The 19970-nt window shown below is 64.4% G+C and carries 19 protein-coding genes; 4 read left to right on the top strand and 15 right to left on the bottom strand.

What is annotated here, in order from left to right; translation table 11 throughout:
* Window positions 1-67: 67 nt before the first annotated feature.
* Window positions 68-619: an LPS assembly lipoprotein LptE gene (lptE, locus tag QJT78_RS11345; protein WP_028150179.1), complete on the bottom strand. Its 552-nt coding sequence runs from the start codon at window positions 617-619 to the stop codon at window positions 68-70.
* Entirely contained in the window at window positions 606-3230 is a 2625-nt protein-coding gene (gene leuS, locus QJT78_RS11350; protein ID WP_028150180.1) for a leucine--tRNA ligase, read from the bottom strand. Before leuS ends, lptE begins: the two co-directional genes overlap by 14 nt.
* Before the next feature lie 191 nt (window positions 3231-3421).
* Between leuS and QJT78_RS11355 the strand changes: the two genes are divergently transcribed.
* Window positions 3422-4468, top strand: coding sequence for a GGDEF domain-containing protein (locus QJT78_RS11355; RefSeq protein WP_038943480.1), 1047 nt, complete (start codon window positions 3422-3424; stop codon window positions 4466-4468).
* On the opposite strand, the gene QJT78_RS11360 is transcribed toward QJT78_RS11355, so the two are convergent.
* On the bottom strand, window positions 4465-6168 hold the full coding sequence (locus QJT78_RS11360) for a diguanylate cyclase (protein ID WP_028150182.1): 1704 nt from the start codon (window positions 6166-6168) through the stop codon (window positions 4465-4467). The two genes, QJT78_RS11355 and QJT78_RS11360, sit on opposite strands and share 4 nt — an antisense overlap.
* A 109-nt stretch (window positions 6169-6277) precedes the next feature.
* On the opposite strand from QJT78_RS11360, the gene QJT78_RS11365 reads away from it, so the two are divergent.
* Window positions 6278-6967, top strand: a complete 690-nt coding sequence (locus tag QJT78_RS11365; RefSeq protein ID WP_028150183.1) for a YggS family pyridoxal phosphate-dependent enzyme — start codon at window positions 6278-6280, stop codon at window positions 6965-6967.
* Window positions 6968-7105: 138 nt separating this feature from the next.
* On the opposite strand, the gene QJT78_RS11370 is transcribed toward QJT78_RS11365, so the two are convergent.
* Together QJT78_RS11370 and QJT78_RS11375 are read right to left on the bottom strand one after the other, a co-directional pair.
* Window positions 7106-7891: a fumarylacetoacetate hydrolase family protein gene (locus QJT78_RS11370; protein WP_028150184.1), complete on the bottom strand. Its 786-nt coding sequence runs from the start codon at window positions 7889-7891 to the stop codon at window positions 7106-7108.
* 6 nt (window positions 7892-7897) lie between these two features.
* The gene (locus QJT78_RS11375; RefSeq protein ID WP_028150185.1) at window positions 7898-8467 is read right to left on the bottom strand and encodes a L,D-transpeptidase family protein; all 570 of its coding nucleotides are present in this window, start codon (window positions 8465-8467) and stop codon (window positions 7898-7900) included.
* A gap of 204 nt (window positions 8468-8671) precedes the next feature.
* On the opposite strand from QJT78_RS11375, the gene QJT78_RS11380 reads away from it, so the two are divergent.
* Both QJT78_RS11380 and QJT78_RS11385 read left to right on the top strand, forming a co-directional pair.
* Window positions 8672-9358, top strand: coding sequence for a response regulator transcription factor (locus QJT78_RS11380; protein ID WP_007598630.1), 687 nt, complete (start codon window positions 8672-8674; stop codon window positions 9356-9358).
* 60 nt (window positions 9359-9418) lie between these two features.
* Window positions 9419-9865: a cyclic nucleotide-binding domain-containing protein gene (locus QJT78_RS11385; RefSeq protein ID WP_038943481.1), complete on the top strand. Its 447-nt coding sequence runs from the start codon at window positions 9419-9421 to the stop codon at window positions 9863-9865.
* 14 nt (window positions 9866-9879) lie between these two features.
* On the opposite strand, the gene xth is transcribed toward QJT78_RS11385, so the two are convergent.
* From xth to QJT78_RS11435, 10 genes are all read right to left on the bottom strand, one after another.
* The gene (xth, locus tag QJT78_RS11390; protein ID WP_014490778.1) at window positions 9880-10695 is read right to left on the bottom strand and encodes an exodeoxyribonuclease III; all 816 of its coding nucleotides are present in this window, start codon (window positions 10693-10695) and stop codon (window positions 9880-9882) included.
* Window positions 10696-10822: 127 nt separating this feature from the next.
* Window positions 10823-11566 carry an outer membrane lipoprotein carrier protein LolA gene (locus QJT78_RS11395; RefSeq protein WP_028150187.1) on the bottom strand — a complete coding sequence of 248 codons (744 nt, stop codon included), beginning with the start codon at window positions 11564-11566 and terminating at the stop codon, window positions 10823-10825.
* A gap of 151 nt (window positions 11567-11717) precedes the next feature.
* On the bottom strand, window positions 11718-14204 hold the full coding sequence (locus QJT78_RS11400) for a DNA translocase FtsK (RefSeq protein ID WP_028150188.1): 2487 nt from the start codon (window positions 14202-14204) through the stop codon (window positions 11718-11720).
* A gap of 9 nt (window positions 14205-14213) precedes the next feature.
* Window positions 14214-15428, bottom strand: a complete 1215-nt coding sequence (locus QJT78_RS11405) for an aminotransferase class I/II-fold pyridoxal phosphate-dependent enzyme (RefSeq protein WP_028150189.1) — start codon at window positions 15426-15428, stop codon at window positions 14214-14216.
* A 360-nt stretch (window positions 15429-15788) separates the two neighbouring features.
* Complete coding sequence (locus tag QJT78_RS11410) at window positions 15789-16193, bottom strand: GFA family protein (RefSeq protein ID WP_038943482.1); 405 nt, start codon at window positions 16191-16193, stop codon at window positions 15789-15791.
* 215 nt (window positions 16194-16408) lie between these two features.
* The gene (locus QJT78_RS11415; RefSeq protein WP_028150190.1) at window positions 16409-17857 is read right to left on the bottom strand and encodes an ammonium transporter; all 1449 of its coding nucleotides are present in this window, start codon (window positions 17855-17857) and stop codon (window positions 16409-16411) included.
* A gap of 37 nt (window positions 17858-17894) precedes the next feature.
* Entirely contained in the window at window positions 17895-18233 is a 339-nt protein-coding gene (locus tag QJT78_RS11420; protein ID WP_008142813.1) for a P-II family nitrogen regulator, read from the bottom strand.
* A 389-nt stretch (window positions 18234-18622) separates the two neighbouring features.
* A complete protein-coding gene (locus QJT78_RS11425; RefSeq protein ID WP_028150191.1) occupies window positions 18623-19225 on the bottom strand; it encodes an ATP-dependent Clp protease proteolytic subunit in 603 nt (200 codons plus the stop codon).
* A gap of 42 nt (window positions 19226-19267) precedes the next feature.
* Window positions 19268-19624, bottom strand: a complete 357-nt coding sequence (locus QJT78_RS11430; protein ID WP_028150192.1) for an SRPBCC domain-containing protein — start codon at window positions 19622-19624, stop codon at window positions 19268-19270.
* 12 nt (window positions 19625-19636) lie between these two features.
* On the bottom strand, window positions 19637-19951 hold the full coding sequence (locus QJT78_RS11435; RefSeq protein WP_014490770.1) for a metalloregulator ArsR/SmtB family transcription factor: 315 nt from the start codon (window positions 19949-19951) through the stop codon (window positions 19637-19639).
* Window positions 19952-19970: the final 19 nt, after the last annotated feature.

Below are 19970 nucleotides of genomic sequence, written 5' to 3' on the forward strand. Positions count from 1 at the left end.
GAATCTCGATCAATAATCTCTGGATTCCGGATCCGCCCTGCGGGCGCTCCGGAATGACGGGGATGACTTAAGTGCCGGCGATGAAGAACGAGGCGAGGCGAGTGTTGATGTTCTCGGCGATCTCGTTGGCGGCACGATCCTCGGCATCGCGAAGGGCCCGGTTGCGGGCAAAGCGCTGGTAGGAGCCGGGCATGTCATAGGACACGCGCGCGAACGTCGTGCCGGTCATGACCGACTTGCCGCTGACGACCTCGATCAAATTGTACTGGGCGTCGATGCCGTAGTTTTCACTGTTCGGCAGGCCGGTATTGGGATCGACGATCAGCGACGTTTTGCTGCTCGCGAAGCGAATCTCCAGGCGATGGGTCGGCGGCATGCCGGTGGCCGTGCCGTAGAGCTTGAAGGCCAGGGCGTTGCGGACCTCGACGCCGACACGGGCCTCGCGGGAGGCATTGGCCTTGTTGATCGGCGGAAGGTCGACCCCCATCAGCTTCTCGCGCAGGCCGGGGGTGCCGTCACCACGCTCGGCATACATCGGCTGGAAGCAGCCAGCCGTCAGCGCCGCCAATGCGGCGACCGCCAGCAAGCGGGCAGCGATCCGGATCCTAGCCGACAACATTCACGATCCTCTTGGGGACGATGATCACCTTGCGGACGGGCTTGCCGTCCAGGGCCAGTTTTACCGCATCGAGGGCCAAAACGGCAGCCTCGATTTCCGGATTCTGGGCCGCTGTTGCAACTGTGACCTCACCCCGCTTCTTGCCATTGACCTGGACCACCAGGGTCACGGCGTCTTCAACCAGCAAATCGCGTTCGATTTGGGGCCAATCGGCCTCGGAAACCAGCCCGCTATGGCCCAGAACCTGCCAGCACTCCTCGGCCAGATGCGGCATCATCGGGGAGAACAGCTGGACCAGGATCTGGCTGGCCTCCCGGACCGCCCAGGCGAGGTCAGGTGAGGGCTGGCCGGGGCGCTGGAGCACCTCCGAAAACGCATTGGCGAATTCGCGGATATGGGCAAGGCAGACATTGAAGTGTAGCCGCTCGATGCCGGTGGTGACCTTGTCCAGCGCGCCATGGGCGGCCTTGCGCAAGGTGGTCGCATCCGGGCCGAACGAGCCCGGACGATCCGCCGGCGCGGCCTGGCCGAGCTCCACTGCATCGTTCACCAGCCGCCACAGCCGCTGCACGAAGCGCGAGGCGCCCTGGACGCGCTCGTCGCTCCAGATCACGTCGCGGTCGGGCGGGGAGTCCGACAGCATGAACCAGCGGGCGACGTCGGCGCCGTAGGTCTCGATGATGTCGTCGGGGTCGACCGTGTTCTTCTTCGACTTCGACATCTTCTCGATCGGACCGATCTGGATGTCTTCGCCTGACGTCAGCAACGTCGCGCGCCGGCCGTTGCCGCCGACCTCGATCTTCACCTCGGCCGGCTGCACATAGGTGCCGTCGGCCTTCTGGTAGGTCTCGTGCACCACCATGCCCTGCGTGAACATGCCGGCGAACGGCTCGTCCAGCGCAATGTGCCCGGTCGCCTTCATCGCGCGGGTGAAGAAGCGGCTGTAGAGCAGATGCAGGATCGCGTGCTCGACGCCGCCGATATACTGGTCGACCGGCAGCATCCGGTTGGCGACGGCTGGTGTCGTCGGCGCGTTCTCGTTCCAGGGATCGGTGAAGCGCGCAAAATACCAGGACGAATCCACGAAGGTGTCCATGGTGTCGGTTTCGCGCTGGGCCTTAGCCCCGCATTTCGGGCAGGTGACGTGCTTCCAGGTCGGGTGATGGTCGAGCGCGTTGCCCGGTCTGTCGAAGGTCGCATCCTCCGGCAGCACGACCGGCAGCTGATCGTCCGGCACGGGCACCACGTCGCACTTCGGACAGTGGATCACCGGAATCGGGCAGCCCCAATAGCGCTGCCGTGAAATACCCCAGTCGCGCAGGCGGAAATTGACCTGACGCTCGCCAACCGGCGCGTTGCCGCGCAGCTCGCCCTCTAGGCGCTTTGCGACCTCGTCCTTGGCCTGCTCGATGGTCATGCCGTCGAGGAAGCGCGAATTGATCATGCGGCCGTCACCGTCATAGGCGGTGTCGGTGATGACGAACGTCTTCGGATCCTGGCCCTCGGGGCACACCACCGGAATGTTGCCGAGATTGTACTTGTTGACGAAGTCGAGGTCGCGCTGGTCGTGCGCGGGGCAGCCGAAGATCGCGCCCGTGCCGTATTCCATCAGCACGAAGTTCGCGACATAGACCGGCAGCTTCCAGCTCGGGTCGAACGGGTGCACCGCGCGGATGCCGGTGTCAAAACCCTGCTTTTCCGCGGTGTCGATGATCTCTTGCGCGGTGCCGATCTTCTTGATGTCGGCGATGAACTGGGCAAGCTTCGGGTTCTTCGCGGCGGCTGCCTGCGCCAGCGGATGATCCGACGAGATCGCCATGAATTTGGCGCCGAACAGGGTGTCCGGGCGCGTCGTAAAGATCTTCAGCTCGCTCTCGCCGGCGGGCGTCGTCGCCTGATCCAGCGCGAAGCGGACCAGCAGGCCCTCGGAGCGCCCGATCCAGTTGCGCTGCATCAGCCGCACCTTGTCGGGCCAGCGGTCGAGCCCATCCAGCGCCGACAGCAGCTCCTGCGAGTACTTCGTGATCTTGAAGACCCACTGGCTCATTTCCCGTTGTTCGACAACGGCACCCGAGCGCCAGCCGCGGCCGTCGATCACCTGCTCGTTGGCGAGCACGGTCATGTCGACCGGATCCCAGTTGAGCTTGCGCTTCTCACGCTCGGCCAGGCCGGCGGCGAGCATGTCCAAAAACATCTTCTGCTGATGCTTGTAGTAGCTGGGGTCGCAGGTCGCGAATTCGCGCGACCAGTCCAGCGACAGCCCGATCGAGCGGAGCTGCTTCTTCATCGCGGCGATGTTGTCGTAGGTCCAGGCCTTCGGCGCGACCTTGCGCTCGATGGCGGCGTTCTCGGCCGGCAGGCCGAAGGCGTCCCAGCCCATCGGGTGCAGGACGTTGAACCCCTTGGCGCGCATGAAGCGGGCCAGCACGTCGCCGAGCGTGTAATTGCGGACATGGCCGATATGGATGCGCCCGGATGGGTAGGGGAACATCTCCAGCACGTAGTATTTCGGCCGCGAGTCGTCGTTCTTGGAGACGAAGATCGCCTGCTGGTCCCAGGCGGCTTGCCAGCGCGGTTCGGCGTCGCGGGCGTTGTAGCGTTCGGAGGTCATGGAATCGTTGGGTTTTCGTGGATTCGGCCGTCTAAAGACGGCGGACTAGGCCATAGAAGTCCTTAGGGGGTCAATGGGTTGCCGCTGGCGGCGGCCCCCGCAAGGCTGCTCCGCTAAAGTACGGACGGCCCATTGGGATCGGATTAAGGGGTCGGTGCGAGGTTGGTCGCCCGACAGCACCCCGCCAAGCGATGGAATCAGGCTTCGACGATCTCGATTACGACTATGCCGCGTCCGTCGCCGGACGGGCGGTGCGGAGCATGGCCGAGCAGCGGATTCCGCCGACGCCGACCAATTTTGCCGTCTGGTTCCACTATTTTGCAGGCAGCCATGACGACCTGCGCAATGCCATCGATCTCCTGATCGACCACAACCGTCCCTTCGACGCCAGAACCAACCAGGATCTGTTCGAGACCTATGTCGCGCCCCGGGCGGGCGCCGTCGCCTCCGAGACGTCCGATCGGCTACATGCCCTCATGGGGGCGGCGAAAGAGTTTCTGGCGACGGCCATGGCCGACAATCGTTCCCAGATGCAGGCGATCAGCGAGGTCGCTGATCAGGGCAGGGCCGGCGTCGATCCGAAGGCGCTGGTCGCCCAGCTCTTGAATGAGCTGGCGCGGGCCGCCACGAGGGCGACCCGGCTCGAGGCCGGCTTTGCGGAAAAGACCCGCGAGCTCGACGTGATCCGCGACTCGCTCTCCAAGTCCGAGGAGCGCGCCCGGACCGATACGCTGACGGGGCTGGCAAACCGGCGCGCGCTCGATGAATTCCTGCGCAAGGCACAGACGACCGCGGATTGGGGCGAGCCGCTCGGCGTGCTGATGCTCGACATCGACCACTTCAAGACCTTCAACGACAATTTCGGCCATGGTGTCGGCGACCAGGTGCTGCGCCTGATTGCGAAAGTGCTGCGCGAAAAAGTTCGCGAGCAGGATCTGTCGGCCCGCTATGGCGGCGAGGAGCTGATTGCCGTGCTGCCGGATGCCGATCTCGCCACTTGCGCCGAGATCGCCGAGCGCATCAGGCGCGCGATCGCCGAATGCACGATCACGCGCCGCTCGACCGGCGAGACCCTGCCCGACATCAGCGTGTCGATCGGCGTAGCGCAGTATCGTGTGGGCGAGGCGATCACCGATCTCATCGAGCGCTGCGACCGTGCGCTCTATCTCGCCAAGGGCGGCGGTCGCAATCGCGTGGTGACGGAGGTCGAGCTCGATCGCGCCGCGGCTGCGGGCTAGGCGCTCGCCGCCAGCATCATGGCGGCCGCGCTGTTCTCGATCACCTGGATGCCGTGCTCCATGACATTGTTGCGGCCGCGGTGTTTTGCGGCGTAGAGCGCGGCGTCGGCGGCTTCGATGAGATCGCCGGGGCGCAGCGTCTCGTTCGGCTTCGTTGCGGCAACGCCGATCGAGACGGTGACGATCATGTGGGCCGAGGTGATGTGCGGCAGGCACAGCTTCAACACTGCTGCGCGCACCTGCTCGCCGATCTCGACGGCGCGGTTCACGTCGGTGTTCGGCAGCAGCAGGCAGAATTCCTCGCCGCCGTAGCGGGCCGCAAAGCCCATCGTATCGGCGGCGATGCCGGACAGCGATTCGCCGAGCCGGGTCAGGCAGGAATCGCCTTCGAGATGGCCATAGGTGTCGTTGAACAGCTTGAAGTGATCGACGTCGATCATCAGCAGCGCAAGCTCGCTGCCATATTGCTGCGCGCGCATCCATTCGAAGTCGAGCCGGCTCTGGAAGCCGCGGCGATTGGCCAGCCCCGACAGCATATCGATCGAGGCCATCACGGTCAGGCGGTCGTTGCTCGCGATCAGCTCGCGCTCGCGCTGGCTGAGCTGCGCGGCCATCGCGTTGAAGGCGCGGGCCAGCGGCACGAACTCGGCCGGCAGACGGTTGCGCGCGGCGCGGGCCGAGAGATCGCCCTCGCCGAGGCGCTTGGCCATGTCGGCCAGCATCTCGATCGGCTTGATCACGAGCTTCTCGGCGGCGATCAGCGCGCCGAGCAGGACGAACAGGACGACGAACGCGAGCTGGAGATAGGCGGTGCGAATGTCGCGGCTGACCGCCGCGGACACCTTGTCCTCGTCGATGCTGGCAATCAGGCGGGCATTGGTGCCGGCGATGCGGATATAGCTCACCGCGCGGCGGGAGCCGTCAGCGGCGAGGAAAGAGAGTGAGCCCTCGTCCTGGTCCGAACGCAGCGCCCTGTCGGCGATCGCCGACATCAGCGGCATGTTGTCGAGCGGACGGCCGATCGCGCTGTGCTGGTCAGCCGGCGCGGCGAGCACTGTGCCGGCGCTGTCGACCAGCACGGCAGTGATGCCGGCACGGCCGCCGAGATTGCTCATGACCTTCGACATCCAGTCGAGGTTCACGGTGGCGAGCACGACGGCATCCGCCACACCGCTGAAGGCCGACACCGGATAAACCGCCATGACGGTCGGCGACGGCACGGGCCGCGACAGGATGAAGTCGCTCAGCACGAAGCGGCCGGTTTCCTGCGCCTGCTGGAAGTAGGGCCGGTCGCTGAGGTCGAGGCCGACATACATGTTGTTGGTGGCGCACTGGATGCGTCCGTCCTGGCCGGCGATCAACAGCGTGCGGATCCAGGGAAGGTTCGACGGCAGGCTCGCGCGCAGCACGTCGCAGCTCTTGCTGATGCCGCCGGCGGAGGCGCGGATGAAGGCCTCGGATTTCAGGATGGTTTCGACCGACGAGATCACTTCGCGCTGCGCATCGGCGCTGTGTCTTGCAATGGTGGTGAATTCGGTCGCGGCCTGCGCGATCTGACGCGCGCGCGTGTCCTCGAGCGAACGGATGCGCTCGAACATCAAAGGCGTCACCAGAATCACCGCGAGCAACGCAAGCCGTGCCCGGATTCCGAGAACCTGCTTGAGTTTCACTCGTTTGCGGTTGAAACTGACGTTTGCCATCTTCGCTGCCCACCCCATCGGCCAAGGTAAAGCGAAGGGTTCAAAAACTCTTTCTTGAACTCGGTAAAATTAGAACTAGCTCCGCAACAATCCAGTCCGAACCGACGTCATGACCGAAACCAACGCCGCGCCGGTAACCGGCCATTCACCAAACGCGCTCGCCGCGGTCGAAGCCGAAATTGTCCGCGCCTGCAAGGAAGCGCGGCGCGATCGTGCCTCCGTGACGCTGATCGCGGTGTCCAAGACCTTCGCCGCGGATGCAATTATCCCGGTCATCGACGCCGGACAACGCGTATTCGGCGAGAATCGCGTGCAGGAGGCCAAAGGCAAGTGGCCTGCGTTAACGTCTGCCTATTCCGGCATCGCGTTGCATCTGATCGGGCCGCTGCAGTCCAACAAGGCGAAGGAGGCGGTGGCGCTGTTCGATGCCATCCATTCGGTCGACCGCCCGAGCATTTGCCAGGCGTTAGCCAAGGAAATCGAATCCCAGAACAGGCACCCGGAACTGTTCGTCCAGATCAACATCGGCGAGGAGCCGCAGAAGGCCGGCATCGCTCCCGGCGAGGCCGATGCCTTCATCGCGAGCTGCCGCGACAGCTATGGGCTGACGATCTCCGGCCTGATGTGCATCCCGCCGGTCGACGAGCCGCCGGCGGCGCATTTCGCGCTGACCGCCAAGATCGCTGCGCGCAATGGATTGAAGAACCTCTCGATGGGCATGAGCGCGGACTTCGCCACCGCGATCATGCTCGGCGCCACCCATGTGCGCGTCGGGAGCGCGATCTTCGGGCATCGGTAGGAGCCGTTAGCGCTGATGCGTAGCCCGGATGGAGCGTAGCGAAATCCGGGAGACCGGTATCGCTTCCAGGTGATAGTGTTCCCGGATTGCGCTACGCTCCATCCGGGCTACGAAACTCTCGCGCACTCGCAATGACGGTTACACAAACCCCACCGACACCTGCCCCAGCACACCAAAATCCACCGCGAAATGGTCGCCGGCCTGGATCGGCAGCGGCGGATGGCATGTGCCTGTCGTCACCACCTCCCCTGCCCGCAAGGCAATGCCGAGCCCGCGCAGCTCGTTGGCAAGCCAGGCCAGGGCAACGCGGGGATCGCCGAGCACGTTCTTGCCGTGGCCGAGATAGCGCTGGCCGCGCAGCGTGATCTGCGGCCGCTCCTCGACGAGATCCATGGCGCGCCAGTTCGCAGTCGTCGCGGCGCCCAGCACGAACAGATGCGCGCAGGCATTGTCGGCGATCAGCTGCGCCTCGCTGGCGCTGGCGAAATCGCCAAAGCGCGAGTCGGGAATCTCGATCGCGGGATGCAGGGTGCCGACGGCGGCGAGCACGTCGTCGACATTGTACGGCGTCGCGCGCGGCGGCAGATCGCGGCCCATGCGGAAGGCGAACTCCGGCTCGCCGACGCGCATCTCGTTGCCTTTCATTGACGCCGTGCCGCCGTCGGCGATCACGGTGTCGCTCATGATGCGGCCGGCCAGCGGTCCCGCGACGTTGATGTGCTTCTGTCCGGCCTCGCTTGTCGCCGCGATCTTCCAACCGAACAGTTGTCCAAGCGATTGGTTTTCGAGGACGGCCTGGATGGCATAGCCATCGGCGCGGCTCTGCGGCCGCAACCGCGGCTCCAGCGCGTCAAACTTGGTGCCGTCGCGCCAATGTTTGACCAGGACCTGCGATGCGGCGGCGATCTGATCCTTGTCGAGCATGTGCCCTCACCCAATAATGATTCTTGTTCTTGGTCCCAAGCGCCGCAGCAATTGCAGCATCGCCGCTTTGGTCATCGAGACGCAGCCCGCTGTCGGCCCGAAATTGTCGCGCGCCAGATGCAAAAACACCGCACTGCCCCGGCCGGCGATACGCGGTCTGGTGTTGTGGTCGATTTCGATGATGAAGTCATAGAGATGGTCGGTCCGCTTGAGACGGTCACCGCCCTGCTCCGGCCCGAGCCGGATCGCCTGATTGTAATGGCGATCTCCGGCGTCCTCGCACCAGGCGTCCGTGTCGCCGATGGTCCGGGCCGGAAGAAAGGTCCGCGGACGGCTGTGGCGGTCGCCCCGCCACCACAATTGCCTGGGACGGAAGCTGCCCCGCGGGGTGCCGCCATCGCCCTCGCGCTTGTTTGCCAGGATTCCGCCCCGCCCCAGCGCCACCGGGATCGTCAGCGCGCCGGCCGTCAGCCAGCCCCGGCGCGGATTCCCGGCAGCAGGTTTAACGCGGATCGCTCGAAGCGGTCCGGAGCTTCGATTCCTCGGGTAACTGGCTGAATTCGCTTTGTTTTTCATGTGAACGTGCGATGTCGAATTCATTACAGGACATTCATCAAAACGGCCTGAGATTTTGAGTTAGAGTGGTTCTGGCTTGTGAATCGGTAACAGCCCACTACTTCAACACGAACAACAATAATAACGGCGACCCCCCTAACTTTCCCTCGCGGCTGGGTGCAGCATGCATGCGCGCCGAGCCGGACTCCAAAAGGATGACCCCCTATGGCCAATGCCCGCAAGATCCTCATCGTGGATGACGATACCGATCTGCGCGATACGTTGGTGGAGCAATTATCGCTGCACGAAGAATTTGAGGCCTCCGCCGTCGATACCGGCGCCAAGGGCGCGAGCGCCGCGAAGGCCAATGCCCCCGATCTCGTCCTGATGGATGTCGGCCTGCCCGACACCGATGGCCGCGAGGTGGTTCGTTCCTTGCGCAAGGGCGGCTTCAAGGCTCCGATCATCATGCTCACCGGGCATGACACCGATTCCGACACGATTTTGGGGCTGGAATCTGGCGCCAACGACTACGTCGCAAAACCCTTCCGTTTCGCCGTGCTGCTGGCCCGCATCCGCGCCCAGCTCCGCCAGCACGAGGCGAGCGAGGACGCGGTGTTCTCGGTCGGCCCCTACTCCTTCCGCCCGGGCTCGAAGATGCTGACCGCGGCCAATGCCCGCAAGGTCCGGCTCACCGAGAAGGAAACCGCCATCCTCCGCTTCCTCTACCGGGCCGGCCAGATGCCGGTCTCGCGCGAGACCCTGCTCCAGGAGGTCTGGGGCTATAATTCCGGCGTCACCACCCACACGCTGGAAACCCACATCTACCGCCTCCGCCAGAAGATCGAGAAGGACGCCGCCAATCCGGAGATCCTGGTCACGGAAGCCGGTGGCTACAAGCTGGTGCCGTGATACGCTTTAGGGGGCGTGCGAATCGTTTTAGATCGCATGCCCTTTGAGCCCCGGACCTGAATGTCAATCGACGACGACGTAGCGCTTCTCGAGCGTGTCCCGACACTGCGCTTGTTGGGAGACGCGTCGTTGCGCATGCTGGCGATCGGCTCTGAGCAGCGTAATTTCGTCCGCGGCGACGTCCTGTTCAATCTCGGCGACGAAGCCGATGCCGGATACGTGGTTCAACGTGGCGCCTTTCGGGTCGACGACGGCGCCGGCGCGGAGATGATCGCAGGTCCCGGCGCGCTGATCGGCGAGCTCGCGCTGGTGGTGCCGATGAAGCGGCCGTCGAGCGCGGTCGCGCTGGAGCACGCCTCCGTCATCCGCGTTGCTCGCAGCCTGTTTCAGCGCGTGCTCGAGAGTGACCCGGCTGCGGCCGTTCGCCTGCGTGACGAATTCGCGGTGCGCTCCAGCCAGATCGCGGGCGATATCTTGACGGCGGGCGCGAAGCTGACGTCGTCGTAGCCCGGACGGCGCCGTTACACCTCCAGCGTCACCGTCACCGGCACGTGGTCCGACGGGCGCTCCCAGCTCCGCGCGTCGCGCAGGATCTTGAAATCGCTGACCGCGTCCTTCAATGCGCGCGAGACCCAGATGTGGTCGAGCCTGCGGCCGCGATCACCGACGGTCCAGTCGGCGGAGCGATAGCTCCACCACGTATAGACCTTCTCCGACATCGGAAAACGCTCGCGCGCGACGTCGACCCACTCACCGGCTGCCAGCGCGGCTTGCAGCTTCTCGGTCTCTACAGGTGTATGCGAAACCACCTTCAGAAGCTGCTTGTGCGACCACACGTCGTTCTCGTGCGGCGCGACGTTGAGATCGCCGACCAGGATGTGGCGATCCTCCCCGCGCGGATGCAGCGGCTCGCAGGCCTTCATCTCGTCGAGGAAGCGCAGCTTGTGGTCGAATTTCTCGTTCAGCGCGGGATCTGGAATGTCGCCGCCGGCGGGCACGTAGAAATTATGCAGCACCAGCGGCTTTGCGATGCTGGCCTTCTCGCCGAACGAGACCGAGATGTGGCGCGAATCCACCTTGTCGCAGAAGGTGCGGATGTCTTTCGATTCGAACGGGATCTTCGAGACGATAGCGACGCCGTGATAGCCCTTCTGCCCGTTCAGCGCGACATGCTCATAGCCGAGCCGCTTGAAACGCTTCAGCGGAAAGGCATCGTCGATGCACTTGGTCTCCTGGAGACACAGCACGTCCGGCCGCGCGCTCTTGAGAAACTTCGCGACCAGGTCGATGCGAAGCCGCACCGAGTTGATGTTCCAGGTTGTCAGGGAAAGACGCATGAGGCATGCGTCTTAGCAAGCTCCCGTAGGGTGGGCAAAGCGAAGCGTGCCCACCAATGCCTGCCGCAAGGAAAGATGGTGGGCACGGCGCTAGTGCGCCTTTGCCCACCCTACGGCAGTAGAGCTTTCAACCCGGCGATGGGCCGTAATTGGTGAAATCGATCTTGAACATGGCAGGATCGAGCTTCTTGCCCGCATCGAGATTGTAGACCGCGATCGTGGTGTCGTAGCCCTGCGGGTCGGTGACGGTCCACTGCTTCAACTGGCCGTCCTTGGCGCCGAACATCAGCAGCAGGCGGCTGGTGCCGACCAGCGCCTGCTTCTCCTCGATGGTGACGCTGACGAAGACGTCGTCGGCCGAGACGTTGACGACATTGGTGTCCTTCATCAGGTCGATGCGATCGGACAGCAGGAAGCGCAGCGGCGTCTGTGACAGCGGATAGACGTCCTGGGTCGCGAGCTTGCGGTCGCGCACCACCAGCGACGATCCGTCGGCGACGATGTCGATCGGGCTCGGTGCGTCATACTCGAAGCGCACCTTGCCGGGCTTCTGGATGTAGAAGTCGCCCTGCGTCTTGCTGCCGTCGGGGCCGACCTGGACGAAATTGCCGACCAGCGTCGAGAGCGAGGACAGATAGGCGCTGACCTTGGCCGCCTGCGCCTTCTGGTTGGCGTCGAAGGTCTGGAAGATGCTGGTCGGCACGTTGCGTCGCGGATCCGGGATGACCGGGTTCGGCGGCGTCTGGGTCGCGCCGGTGACAGCGGGGCCTCCGCCATCGCGGCCCTTCGGCGCCGGCTTCGGCACAGGCACGGTCTGCGCGAACGACGCCGCAGTCACCATCGCGGCGGTGACGAGAAGCACGCCGGCCATGCGCGCACTTCGCGCGGCGATGGTGGCAGCGAATCGAATGTCCGGATGTCTGATCAACGCGTCGTCCTGTGTGGCTGGGCGCCCTTTTAGCGTGATTTCGCTACTGCAGATATCGATTTTGCGTGAAATTATGTTCAGGAGGCGGCCCGCCTCACATATGGCTGTCTTCTTCCTCGACCAGAATCTCGCGCTTTCCGGCGTGGTTGGCGGGTCCGACGATGCCTTCCAGTTCCATGCGCTCCATCAAGGACGCGGCACGGTTATAGCCGATTTGCAGCCGGCGCTGGATGTAGCTGGTTGAGGCCTTGCGGTCGCGTTTGACGATGGCCACGGCCTGTTGGAAGAGATCGCCGCCGCCATCCGCGCCCATGCCGCTGGCGTCGAACACGGCGCCACCGTCCTCGTCCTCGGTCGGCTCTTCGGCCGTGACGGCCTCGAGGTATTCGGGCTGGCCCTGCGTCTTGAGGTGACGCACCACCTTCTCGACTTCCTCGTCCGATGCGAAAGGTCCGTGCACGCGGCTGATGCGGCCGCCGCCCGCCATGTAGAGCATGTCGCCCTGCCCGAGCAGCTGCTCGGCGCCCATCTCACCCAGGATGGTGCGGCTGTCGATCTTGGACGTCACCTGGAAGGCGATGCGGGTCGGGAAGTTCGCCTTGATGGTGCCGGTGATGACGTCGACCGACGGGCGTTGCGTCGCGAGGATCACATGCAGGCCGGCGGCGCGCGCCATCTGCGCGAGACGCTGCACCGCGCCTTCGATGTCCTTCCCTGCGACCATCATCAGGTCGGCCATTTCGTCGACGATGATGACGATGTAGGGCAGCGGGTCGAGCGAGAGCTTCTCTTCCTCGTAGATCGCCTTGCCGGTTTCCTTGTCGAAGCCGGTGTGCACGGTGCGCGTCGGTTCCTCGCCCTTGGCTTTCAATTCGAGCAGGCGCGTATTGTAGCCATCGATGTTGCGCACACCGAGCTTGGCCATGTTCTTGTAGCGCTCTTCCATCTCGCGCACGGCCCACTTCAGCGCGACCACCGCCTTCTTCGGGTCGGTCACGACGGGCGTGAGCAGATGGGGAATGCCGTCATAGACGGAGAGTTCGAGCATCTTCGGATCGACCATGATCAGGCGGCACTGGTCCGGGCGCAGCCGGTAGACCAGGCTGAGGATCATGGTGTTGATGGCGACCGACTTGCCGGAGCCGGTGGTGCCGGCGATCAGCATGTGCGGCGTGCGCGCGAGGTCGATGATGACGGGGTCGCCGCCGATGGTCTTGCCGAGGCAGAGCGGCAGCTTCGCAACCGTGTCGGTCGCTTCCTTTGCGATCAGCAGTTCGCGCAAATAGACCTTTTCGCGATGCGCGTTCGGCAGTTCGATACCGATGGCGTTGCGGCCCGGCACGACCGCCACGCGCGCCGACAGCGCGCTCATCGAGCGGGCGATATCGTCGGAGAGCCCGATCACGCGCGACGACTTGATGCCGGGCGCCGGCTCCAGCTCGTACAGCGTGACCACGGGACCCGGATTGGCCTTCACGATCTCGCCGCGCACGCCGAAATCCTGCAGCACGCCTTCGAGCGCGCGTGAATTGGCTTCCAGCTCGGCCTTGCTGAGCGGCTGGCGATCGCCCGCCTTGGGCGCGGCCAGCACGGACACGGACGGAAGCTCGAACTTGTCGGAGGATTTCTTGGAAGCGGCCTTCGGTGCAGCCTTCTTGCGCGGGGCGCGCGCGGCCGGCTCCTCCTCCTCTTCCTCCTCCTCCTCGTCTTCCTCTTCTTCGTGCTCGTCCTCGTCAATCTCGTCTTCGGATTGCGGCGAGATCGACGGCGCTGCGCGGCCGCCGCCGAGATTCGGCTCCTGGCGGCTGAACGCAACGGCCTTGGTCTTCGGTCCGCTCGAGACCAGCGAGCGGTAAGCGGTGCCGAGCAGCCAGATCAGCCGTGCCTTCGTGCTCATCAATGCGTGGAACAGCCAGCCCAGCGACACCGAGCCGCGATCGCTCTCCTCGTCCTCTTCGAGCGGCTTGTCGTCGTCCTCGATCTCCGCGAGCTCGTCGTCATGCTCGCGCGCGCCGAGGCCACAGGCGATCAGGAAGGTCACGCCCATCGCGGCGAACAGGATCGTGCCCAGCACCATGCGATAGATCGTGCCCGCCGGTCCGAAAATCACCGCGGGCGCGCGCACCAGCGCATCGCCGACCACGCCGCCGAGGCCGGTCGGCAGCGGCCAGGCGCCGCCATGGGGCCAGCAGCTGACGAAGCCCGCAGCGATCACCGTGCAGAGAATCCAGGAACCGAGCCGCAGCGCCTCGCGGTCGAACGGGCGATGGGTCATCATGCGCCAGCCCCAGACCGCGACCGTCAGGACCAGCATGATCGCGCCGAGCCCGAGGATCTGCATCGCAAGGTCGGCGCCGATCGCGCCGGCATAGCCGAGAATGTTGCGGATCGGCCGTGAGGTCGCGTGGCTGAGGCTTGGATCCTGCACCGACCAGGTCATCAGCGCGGCCGAGGCGACACCGGACAATGCAATCAGGCCGAAACCGGTGAGCTCGCGCATACGCCGCGCCAGCCCCTCGCGGATCGACGGTGGCAGATGGCCGACCAGTGGAATGACACGTTCGATTGCCGACATGCTCATGGGCCCCGCCTAACCCAGAGTCTCGACCAGGCGGTGCAGCGCCTGCGCCGTGGTCTCGCCATCCTGCACCAGCGCAAGGCGAATGAAACCTGCGCCCGGATTGAAGCCGTCGGGCTGGAGCCGCGCCAGATAGCTGCCGGGCACCACGCGTACGCCTGCTTCCTTGAAGAGTTTGAGCGTGATCGACACGTCGTCGCCGAGCGCGGACGTGTTGAGCCAGACGCAGAAGCCCGCGTCAGGCCGGCGATAGCCGTAACGATCGCCGATGATCTGGTCGGCAAGATCGAACTTGATCCGGTAGAGCCTGCGGTTCTCCTCGACATGCGCCTCGTCGCCGTAGGCAACGGTCGCGACATGCTGGAGCGGCACCGGCACCTGCGGCGCCGCGATGTTGCGCAGTTCGAGGAACATGCCGATGAATCGCTTGTCGCCGGCGGCGAAACCGACGCGCAGGCCCGGCAGGTTGGAGCGCTTCGACAGCGACTGGAACGCAACAACGCGGGTGAAATCAGGGCCGGCGCATTCGAGCGCACTGCCCGGGGCCTCGCGGGTGTAGATCTCGGAATAGCACTCGTCGCTGAGGATGACGAAGCCGTAGCGGTCGGCGAGCTGCTTCAACCGCCTGAAATAGTCGGGCTTGGCGACCGAGCCCTGCGGATTGGCCGGCGAGGCCAGATAGAACGCCACCGTCCGCGCCAGCGTCGCTTCGTCGATGGCATCGAGATCGGGCAGAAAGCCGTTTTCGACGGTGGTCGGTAGGTAGACCGGCTCGCAGGCCGCGGCGCGGGCGCCGGCGCCATAGACCGGATAGAACGGGTTCGGCATCAGGATTGCGGGCTCGCCGGGGCGCGGGCCGACATAGCGCGCGGCCGCGATCGCGGCAAGGAACAGCCCTTCCCGGCTGCCATTGAGGACGAGAATCTCGTTCTCGGGGTCGAGCGGCCGCGGCAGCTTGAAGCGCGACGACAGCCAGGCGCCCGCGGCGTTCCGGAACGGGTCGGTGCCCTTGTTCGCGGGGTAACGGCCGAAATCGGCGATGTGCTTGGCCAGCACCGGGCCGACGAAGTCAGGCACGGGATGCTGGGGCTCGCCGACTGCAAGCGTAATCAAGGGCTTACCCGGCTGATGGGGGGCCAGCAGCTCGTTCAGCCGGACGAAGGGCGAGCGTTCGCTATCGGAGCTTCCACTGTCCTGCGGCGCACGGGATGAAGCGGTTATAGCCATTCTGGACGCCAGCACTCTTGGAACAGCCGGTCGCACCAAGGCGCCGGCGGGAAGCGGTTCACTTCACCATAGATAGGGCGAGGTTAAGACGCGATTAACCATCGGCTTTCCGCGCCATCAAGAGTCATTTCCGTGACCTGGATTTGAGGTCCGGCCCGCCCGGAGCGGGAATAATGAGGCCGCGTACAATGGATGCGGGCGGGCCCGGGTCTCGTCATGGCCGGGCTTGTCCCGGCCGTCCACGGCCTTCCTGCCACGCCCCAAGAACGTTCATGCCCGGGCCTTCGCCTCGCCGAAGCGGGCTTCGGCCGCGCAGGCGGGGCAAGCCCGGGCATGACGGGTTTCCGGATATGGGCGCGCCTAGTGCCCCGGCAGCTTCTCGAATGTCTTCATGCCCACCGGGATCGCGTGGAACTCCTGCATGTCGCAGGTGTAGATCGCCATCTGCGGATGGAACTGCTTTGGCTCGTCCAGGGTGCCGACCTTCAGGATCGCCGCGGGCAGTCCCGGAACCTTGGTCACCAGATGGGTGCCGCATTCGGCGCAGAATTCGCGCGTGACGGCGCGTTCGAGGTCCTTGCGCGTGAACTGCTTGGGCTGCCCGGTGATGTAGCTGAAGCCGGCCGCCGGCATCGCGATGAAGGTATTGGGCGCGCCGCCCGAGATGTACTGGCACTCGCGGCAATGACACTGGGCCTGCATCATCGGATCGCCTTCGGCCACGTAGCGCACTTCGCCGCAATAGCATCCGCCTTCCAAACGCATGACGACCTCCCGATTTGTTTTTCGTTGTGGTCGATATTTCTGCGCCGGCAATCTGAAATGGCAATCCTTTTCTTCGTCGCGCGGGACAAGGAAGGCAAAAAGAAAGGGGCTCCAGCTTGCGCTGGAGCCCCTCAACGGTCGGGACATTGCCGGGTATGTGCCCCAAACCGTAGTTGTGGGCACGGCCCCTGCGGAGGCCGCGCCCGGGAGGAGAGTTACATGTTGTAGGCGCGCTCGGTGTGCTCGGTGATGTCGAGGCCTTCACGCTCGGTCTCGACATTGGCGCGGAGGCCAACGATCACATCGACGACCTTGTAGAGGATCGCCGAACCGATGCCCGACCACACCAGCGTGGTGCAGACGCCCCAGAGCTGGGAGATCATCTGCGCCGCGAAGTCGTAATCGGCAACCTTCGGCGGGATCGCGGTGTAGTCGATGATGCCCGCACCACCCAGCGCCGGATTGACGAGGATGCCGGTGCCGAGGGCGCCGACGATGCCGCCGACGCAGTGCACGCCGAACACATCGAGGCTGTCATCGTAGCCGAGCGCGTTCTTCACGACGGTGCAGAAGAACAGGCAGACCACGCCGACCACGAGGCCGAGGACGATCGCACCCATCACGCCGGCGAAGCCGGCGGCAGGCGTGACGGCCACGAGGCCCGCGACAGCGCCGGAGATGACGCCGAGCACCGACGGGTGACCCTTCACGATCCACTCCGCGAACATCCACGACAGCGCGGCGGCTGCGGTGGCGACGAAGGAGTTGGTCATGGCGAGGGCAGCGCCGCCGTTGGCTTCGAGGTTGGAGCCGGCGTTGAAGCCGAACCAGCCGACCCAGAGCAGCGAGGCGCCGATCATCGACATGGTCAGCGAGTGCGGAGCCATCAGCTCCTTGCCGTAGCCGACGCGCTTGCCGATCAGCAGAGCGCCGACGAGACCTGCAATGCCGGCGTTGATGTGCACCACGGTGCCGCCAGCGAAGTCGATCGCGCCCTTCTTGAAGATCCAGCCGGCGTCGGCGTTGATCTCGTCGAGCTTGGCCTGCGCCGCGGTCTTCGCCGCCGCGTCAGTGGCAGCAGCCAGAGCCTTGGCTGCGTCCTGGATCATGTCCGGGCCGGGCCAGTACCAGACCATGTGCGCGATCGGGAAGTAGATCAGCGTGACCCAGAGCGGGATGAAGAGCGCGATGGCCGCGAACTTCATGCGCTCGGCGAAGGCGCCGACGATGAGAGCGGGCGTGATCGCCGCGAAGGTCATCTGGAAGCACATATAGATGAGCTCCGAGATGTTGGCGTCGACCGAGAAGGTCGCGGCCTTCGAGTCGGTGCTGACGCCCATCATGAAGGCCTTGGAGAAGCCGCCGATGAAGTCGGAGCCGCCGGTGAAGGCGAGGCTGTAGCCGTACACGGCCCAGATCACAGTGACGACGCAGACGGTGTAGAACACCTGCATCAGCACCGAGAGCATGTTCTTGGAACGGACGAGACCGCCGTAGAACAGCGCGAGGCCGGGGATCGTCATCAACAGCACGAGCACTGTCGATGTCAGCATCCAGGCGTTGTCTCCCTTGTTGACCGTTGGCTCGGCATAGGCCGCGGTCGCAGCGAACATGCCGACTGCGAGAGCCGCCAATCCCGCGCCATAGGGACGCTTAAACGTCATTTTATTCACTCCTGATTGGTAATGGTTGAGCGCGAAATCAAAGGGCCGCGGCATCGGCCTCGCCGGTGCGGATGCGAACCGCATGGTCGAGGTTGATGACGAAGATCTTGCCGTCGCCGATCTGCCCGGTTTTCGCGGCGGACGTGATGGCGTCGATGGTCTTGTCGACCTGGTCGGAGGCGACAGCGACCTCGATCTTGATCTTGGGCAGGAAGCTCACGGCGTATTCGGCACCGCGATAGATTTCCGTATGGCCTTTCTGGCGGCCATATCCCTTGACTTCCGTCACCGTGAGACCGTGAACGCCGATGGCGGTCAGGGCGTCACGGACTTCTTCCAGCTTGAATGGCTTGATAATCGCCATAACAATTTTCATGGGTCCTATCCCCGCTTGGCCCGGTCCGGACGTGGCCGGGCGTTTCTCGACTGGTTCGCCACGAGGGAGAAGTTCACTACGCGGGCACAGCCAGCACCCTTAGAATCAAATGCCGTGCCAGATCGGGCGCGTTGCCTAACGGACTATGAAAACGGGTGTTTTCGCGTTTGACGCGTGTTGCGCTGCAGTGCGCCATTACGTCGCGCTCAAAACGTGGTCACGCCTGATCAAAAAGCGGGCACGACAGGCTGTCGACACAATTGCTGCTCACGTGTCGGGCAGCAAGATGGTATTCTATTACAGAAGAGGCTCGCAAAGGGCCCCGTCGCCGTGCGAAATATCGAACCGACCCTCGGCGTGCTCACGGGATGCGCAACCGGCCTGAATCGTCAGGCGGCCTCGCGCTCCGCAAAGACCCGGTCGATCAATCCCCACTCGACCCCCTGCTGCGCGGTCATGAAGTGGTCGCGGTCCAGGGTCCGTTCCACCTCCGCCTCGGTGCGCCCGCAATGCTGCGCGTAGAGCCGGCTGATGCGCCGCTTGGTCTCCTGCATTTCGTTGGCATGGATCAGGATGTCGGACGCCTGGCCCTGGAAGCCGCCGAGCGGCTGATGCACGTGAAGGCTCGCATTGGGCAGCGCGGCGCGGTGACCCGGCTCGCCGGCCATTAGCAGGAACGAACCCATCGAGCGCGCGGTGCCCATGCACAGCGTATGAACCGGCGCCTTGATGAACTGCATGGTGTCGTACATGGCGAGACCAGAGGTGACCACGCCGCCGTAGGAGTTGATGTAGAGATTGATCGGCCTGTTCGGATTCTCCGCCTCCAGGAACAACAATTGCGCGCAGACCAGTCCGGACATCGCATCATTGACCTCGCCGTTGAGGAAGATGATGCGTTCGCGCAGGAGCCGCGAATAGATGTCGAAGGATCGCTCGCCGCGGGCGGATTGTTCGACGACCATAGGGACGAGCTGAAGCATGTCGCGCATTGGCGACCTCCATGTTTGCAGGTGATGAAGTCTTGTTGGTGTTTAAGCCGCCGCGCGCATCAGGCAGCAATTGCTGTTGGCCGGCTGCGGCAGCTTTGTTCGCTCTTCGCAGGCTTGCTGAATGATGCGGAAGCGCGTGCCGCCGTCCTCGTTCGGCTCGATCCGGAAGATGACGTGGCTCTCGCGAAACGGCGGCTCGGAATCGCGAAGTCGGTAGCGCACCTCTTCGCCTGCGATCGTTGATTCAGGCTCGGCGCCTGCAAGGTCGCAATCCGGCAACCAGCGCTCGCGCAAGGCCGGAATGGTCACGGCGCGCCAGACCTTTGCTGGCGGCGCATCGAAATCATATTCAAGTACCAGGGCTTCGTCGGGACGATCAGGCTTCGCGGCGTCGCTCATTGATCCCAGTCCTTATTGATCCATGTCCTTGAGGAGATCGGCGAGTGCTTCCATGCGCTTCGGCCAGTAGGCACGGTAGCGCGCAAGCCATGTGCCGATGGCCACGATTCCGTCCGGGTCGACTTCGTAGTTCACGAAGCGGCCCTGCCGCTGTTCGCGCACGAGGCCTGCCGCGCGCAGCACCGAAAGATGCTGCGACATCGCCGGCTGGCTGATCTCCAATCCGTCGCGCAAAGCGCTGGCATTCAGGCTTCCGCCAGCGAGCTTCTCAAAGACCTTGCGGCGCGTCGGGTCGGCCAGTGCCTTGAAGATGTCGGCTTCGATCATGCCAACACATAAGCATGTA

Source organism: Bradyrhizobium sp. Mp27, assembly GCF_029953005.1.
GTDB lineage: Bacteria > Pseudomonadota > Alphaproteobacteria > Rhizobiales > Xanthobacteraceae > Bradyrhizobium > Bradyrhizobium barranii.